This is a genomic window from Streptomyces otsuchiensis (genome assembly GCF_004305975.1).
Classification (GTDB): Bacteria; Actinomycetota; Actinomycetes; order Streptomycetales; family Streptomycetaceae; genus Streptomyces; species Streptomyces otsuchiensis.
On record NZ_BHZI01000365.1, the window covers coordinates 1 to 4,802 of the forward strand.

Below are 4,802 nucleotides of genomic sequence, written 5' to 3' on the forward strand. Positions count from 1 at the left end.
CCGGGGTGGGGCGGTGGGTGTCGGTCGTCATGTCCGTACCGCCCGCGCCAGGGCTCGCGTCGCGTGGTCGGCGAGCAGGATGGAGTAGTGGTTGGTGTCCGGCACCGGCCGGGCCGGGACCGGTGAGCCGGCGACGCGGTGCTCGTCGTAGAGCCCCTGCGGCTCGTCGAGCAATCCGCGTTCGGCCCAGAGCAGTTCGGCCGGAACGTCGATCCGGTGCGCGGCTGCGGTGATGTCGGGGTTGCCGAGCACGTCGGCGCCGTCCTCGCGGATCGCAGCTTTGACGCAGCTGCTGCGCATGGCCGGGGGCTCGCCGACGAGGTCGCGGTCGACGTAGCCGCGCACGTCCTCGCCCCAGTGGGCGGCGAGGGCGGGGTGCGCGGCGAAGAACGCGCGGTAGGCGTCGCGGTCGGGGAACGTCATGTCGAGGCGGCGCATGGCGGGGCCGATGACGGCGTCGAGCTGGGCGTCGATGTCGCCGGGCGGGGCGGTGATGCCGAGGCCGCCGTCGACCAGCAGGACCCGCCGGAACCGTTCGGGGTGGTGGGCGGCGGCGAGCGCGGCGGTGAAGGCGCCCATGGAGTGGCCGAGCAGGACGACACGGCGCGGGCCGGTGCGACCGAGGTGGTCCAGGAGCGCGATCAGGTCGCGGACGTGCGCGCCGAGTCCGTACGGGCCGGGGAGTCGCCGGGACCCCGCCCGGCCGCGCAGGTCGGGGGCGTAGAGGTGGCGGTCGGGGAGCCGGCGGGCGAGGGCGTCGAAGACCCGTCCGTTGGCGGTGATTCCGTGCAGGGCGACGACGGGTTCGGCGTCGTCGGCTCCGTGGGCGGTGTCGCCCGGCCAGTGGGAGACGGCGAGCTGTCCGCCCTGGACGGGGACCCTCAACTCACGTACTTCAAGCGGGTGTTCACCGGGGCGGGCCGGTGCGGGGCTCTGGTCGCCGTTCAACGGGTGCTCCCCTTCGCGGTGTTGCCGGCCTCCGGGCCGGAGGCGGTCGCGGCGGCCGCCCGCTTGCTTCGGCGTGCCGGGCGCCAGCCGGCCTGGGCGAGGCCGCCGGGGACAAGGTAGACGGCGAGGACGAAGAGGATGCCGAGCACCACGAGTGGTTCGGCGAGCGGCGCCGACAGGGCGTGCGGCAGCGACTCGACCGCGTCGGAGACGCCCAGGGCGCCGAGCCGGTGGTCGAGGTAGATGAAGAGGACGCCGCCGATCACTGGGCCCCAGCGGGTGCCGGCGCCACCGAGGACCACCATCACCAGCAGGGTGAGGGTGAACTCCGGCGTGGAGGCGTGCGGGGTCACTCCGGCGGTGACGACGAGGTAGACCACGCCGCCCAGCAGCGCCAGCGCGGAGGCGAGCACGAAGACACCGAGCTTGTGCCGGAACGGGTCGCGGCCCAGCACCGAGACCCGCTGCTCGTTGTCCCGGACGGCCTGCCAGACCTTGCCGGCCGGGGAGGCGGCCGCGGTCCAGACGACGGCGGCGGTCAGCACCAGGTAACCGAGCGCCAGCCAGTAGAGGTTGACCGTGTTGTTGACGCCGATGAAGGCGTCCGGGATGGCCTCCGCGAGCAGCGGCAGCCCCTCCTCGCCACCGGTGAGGCCGCCGGGGTTGCGCTGCACCCAGATCGACCCGGCCTGGGCGAAGGCGAGCGTCACCATGGCGAAGCCGACACCGCCCAGCGCGAGGGTGCGCAGCGAGATGGCACCGAGCAGGCAGGCGGCGACGCTGCCGAGCACGACGACGGTCAGCGCGGCCGGGACGAGGGTCATCCCCCATTCGGACATGGCCAGTTGGGTGCCGTAGGCGCCGCCCGCGATGTAGAGGGCGTGGCCGAAGGAGAGCAGCCCGGTGCGGCCGAACAGCAGGTCGTAGCTGAGGGCGAGGCCACCGAAGAGCAGGCAGAGCGCGAAGAGTTGCAGCGAGCCGGCGGAGTTGACCGGGCCGTCCAGCAGCAGCGGGATGCTCAGCGCGGAGTAGGGCAGCGTGAGCAGGATCAGCAGCACGGCGGCGGGCGCGATCCAGCCGCGCCGCCGTCCGAGCCGGTGTCCGAGCCCGGCGAGGCCGGTGGGCGCCCCGGTGGGCGGTCCGCCTCCGTCGCCGCCGCCGGCGGGGGCGCCGGCCGGGTCCGCCGGTCCGGCGGTGGTCGCGGTGGTCGCGGTGGTCATGGCTGGCCTCCGGTGGTGGCGACGGCGCGGCGCGGCGCGAGGAGGTCGCGCAGCAGACTCGCCGGGGAGCGGCGGCCGGGGGTTGGCCGGGCGAGGACGACGACAGCGAGCAGGATGACGACCGCGAAGTCCCCGAAGCCGCCCGCCACGTAGTAGTTGGCGTACTGCTGGACGAGGCCCACCGTCAGCGCGGAGAGCGCGACCCCGGTGATGGAGTGCATCCCGCCGATGATCACCACCACGAAGGCGAAGATCAGCAGCGCGGTGCCCTGGTGCGGGGAGAGCGAGCCGAAGTAGAGGCCGCCGAGGACTCCGGCGAGCCCGGCGAGCGCGCCGCCGAGGGCGAAGATCAGGGTGAAGGCGCGGGTGACGTCGATTCCGAGGGCGGTGACCATGTGCCGGTCCTCCACGCCCGCCCGCACGATCAGCCCGTAGCGGGTGCGGTCCAGGAACAGCCGCACGCCGATGAGGACGAGGACGGCGGCCACGATCAGCACGAACCGGTTGACGGGGACGTTGGCCCCCAGCACCGGCACCGTCCCGGAGAGCGCGGAGGGGACGGGGAACGGCCGGGAGTCCGGCCCCCAGTACGCCTGGACCAGCGCCGGGATGGTCAGCGACAGGCCGACGGTGACCAGGATCTGTTCCTTGGGCCGGCCGTACAGCCGCCGGATCAGCAGCCGTTCGACGATCACGGCCAGCACAGTGCCGACGGCCGCGCCGGTGAGCACGGCCAGGATGAGGCCGTTGACGCCGCCGACCGTGGTGGCGGTGTGCCAGGCGGCGTAGGCGGAGACGGTGAGGAACGCGCCGTGCGCGAAGTTGAGCACGTCCATCAGCCCGAAGATCAGGGCGAGTCCGGAGGCGATCAGGAAGTACAGGGCGCCCAGGCCGAAGCCGGTCAGGGTGAGCAGGACGAAGGTGCTCAACGGTCCGCTCCCTTCGATGAGTTTCCGTTGCCGGGGCCGCGCACGGGGTCGGGGCCGGCTCCGGGGTTCGACGCGTCGGTGTTCGCGTCGGTGAGGCCCGACCCCGGTTCGGCTGCGGGGAGTTCGGCGGCCCGGCCGACGCCGAGCAGGGTGGTGGTGCGTTCGCGGTCGGCGAGGAGTTCGGCGGCTGGCCCGGTGTGCACGACCCGGCCCGCGTCCAGCACCACGGCGCGGTCGGCGAGTTGGCGGATCACCGCGAGGTTCTGTTCGACCAGCAGCATCGGCACCCGGGCGGCCGCGCGCCCCAGTACCTCGGTGACCTCGCTGACGACGCGCGGTGCGAGGCCCTTGGTCGGTTCGTCGACGATGATCAGCCGGTTCTCGTTGAGCAGGGTCCGGGCGATGGCCACCATCTGCTGCTGTCCGCCGGAGAGTGTCCCGCCACGCTGGTCGCGGCGCTGCTCCAGTTCGGGGAAGAGTTCGTGCACCAGCGCGTAGTCCGGTGTCCCGCCCGGCCGTTCGGCCAGGGCGAGGTTCTCGGCGACGGTCAACTGGGTGAACACCCCGCGGTCCTCGGGGGCGTAGCCGATGCCGCGGCGGACCGTGGCGTGGGTCGGCTCGCGGGTGATGTCGTGACGCTCGGCGCCGAACAGCACCTGGCCGCCGGTGATGTGCCCCTCGTCGGGCAGCAGTCCGAGCACGGCGCGGACCGTGGTGGTCTTACCGACGCCGTTGCGGCCCATCAGGGCGGTGACGCCGGTGGCGGGGACGGTGAGGTCCACGCCCTGCAGGATGCGCGATCCGGCGATGTCCACGCGCAGTCCGCGCAGTTCGAGGATCGGCGCGGCGGTCTCCGGGGCGGCGGTCGCCCGCTCGCCGGACGCTTCGGCATCGGCCGCGGGGTGGTGGGGGCTCATATCGCCTCTCCGAGGTAGGCCCGCTGCACCTCGGGGTCGGCCATGACCGCCTCGGGGGTGCCGTCGGCGAGCAGGACTCCGTGGTGCAGCACGGCGATGCGGTCGGCGAGGTCGAGCACCACGTCCATGTGGTGCTCGACCATGAGCAGGGTGCGGCCCTCGTCTCGGTGCAACGAGCGGATGACGTCGGTCAGTTCGCCGATCTCCTCGGCGGCGACGCCGGCCATCGGCTCGTCGAGCAGCATCAGCCGAGGGCCGTCGCCGGAGACGGTCGAGGCCAGCAGCATGGCCAGTTCGAGCTTGCGCTTGTCACCGTGCGAGAGGCCGCCGGCCTGCTGGTCCGCCCGGTGGCCGAGCCGTACCCGCTCCAGCACCCCGGCCCGGTCGGCGTCGGTGACGCGGCGGGCGCCGACGGCGCGCGCGGCCAGCTCGACGTGCTCGGCCACGGTCATCGTCGGGAAGACGGACGAGGACTGGAAGGTGCGTCCGATCCCGAGCCGGGCGCGGCGGTGCGGCGGCAGCCGGTCGACCGCGCGGTCGTCCAGGGCGAGCGTGCCGCCGGTGGGACGGGTGACGCCGGACACCAGGTTGAACAGCGAGGTCTTGCCCGCGCCATTGGGGCCGATCAGGGCGAGGAACTCGCCCTCACGGACGGCGAGATCGATGGAGTCGACGATGGTGACCGGGCCGACGGCCCAACTCAGCGCGGACAGCCGCAGCACGTCCGGGCGGGCCGGTCCCCCCGCCGCGCCGGTGGTGGTGGCAGCCGTCGCGGCAGGGGTGGCGGG

General features: G+C 73.8%; 5 protein-coding genes. All 5 read right to left on the reverse strand.

What is annotated here, in order from left to right; all coding sequences use genetic code 11:
- Positions 1-27 precede the first annotated feature (27 nt).
- Positions 28-948 carry an alpha/beta fold hydrolase gene (locus E0D90_RS23635; RefSeq protein WP_130800014.1) on the reverse strand — a complete coding sequence of 307 codons (921 nt, stop codon included), beginning with the start codon at positions 946-948 and terminating at the stop codon, positions 28-30.
- On the reverse strand, positions 945-2,168 hold the full coding sequence (locus E0D90_RS23640) for a branched-chain amino acid ABC transporter permease (RefSeq protein ID WP_130800015.1): 1,224 nt from the start codon (positions 2,166-2,168) through the stop codon (positions 945-947). Before E0D90_RS23640 ends, E0D90_RS23635 begins: the two co-directional genes overlap by 4 nt.
- Positions 2,165-3,097 carry a branched-chain amino acid ABC transporter permease gene (locus E0D90_RS23645; RefSeq protein ID WP_103502469.1) on the reverse strand — a complete coding sequence of 311 codons (933 nt, stop codon included), beginning with the start codon at positions 3,095-3,097 and terminating at the stop codon, positions 2,165-2,167. Before E0D90_RS23645 ends, E0D90_RS23640 begins: the two co-directional genes overlap by 4 nt.
- Complete coding sequence (locus E0D90_RS23650) at positions 3,094-4,014, reverse strand: ABC transporter ATP-binding protein (RefSeq protein WP_130800016.1); 921 nt, start codon at positions 4,012-4,014, stop codon at positions 3,094-3,096. The genes E0D90_RS23645 and E0D90_RS23650 overlap by 4 nt, the downstream gene beginning before the upstream one ends.
- Positions 4,011-4,802, reverse strand: a 792-nt coding sequence (locus E0D90_RS23655; protein WP_438827441.1) for an ABC transporter ATP-binding protein, incomplete at its 5' end; no start/stop codon positions are given. The genes E0D90_RS23650 and E0D90_RS23655, both read right to left, overlap by 4 nt.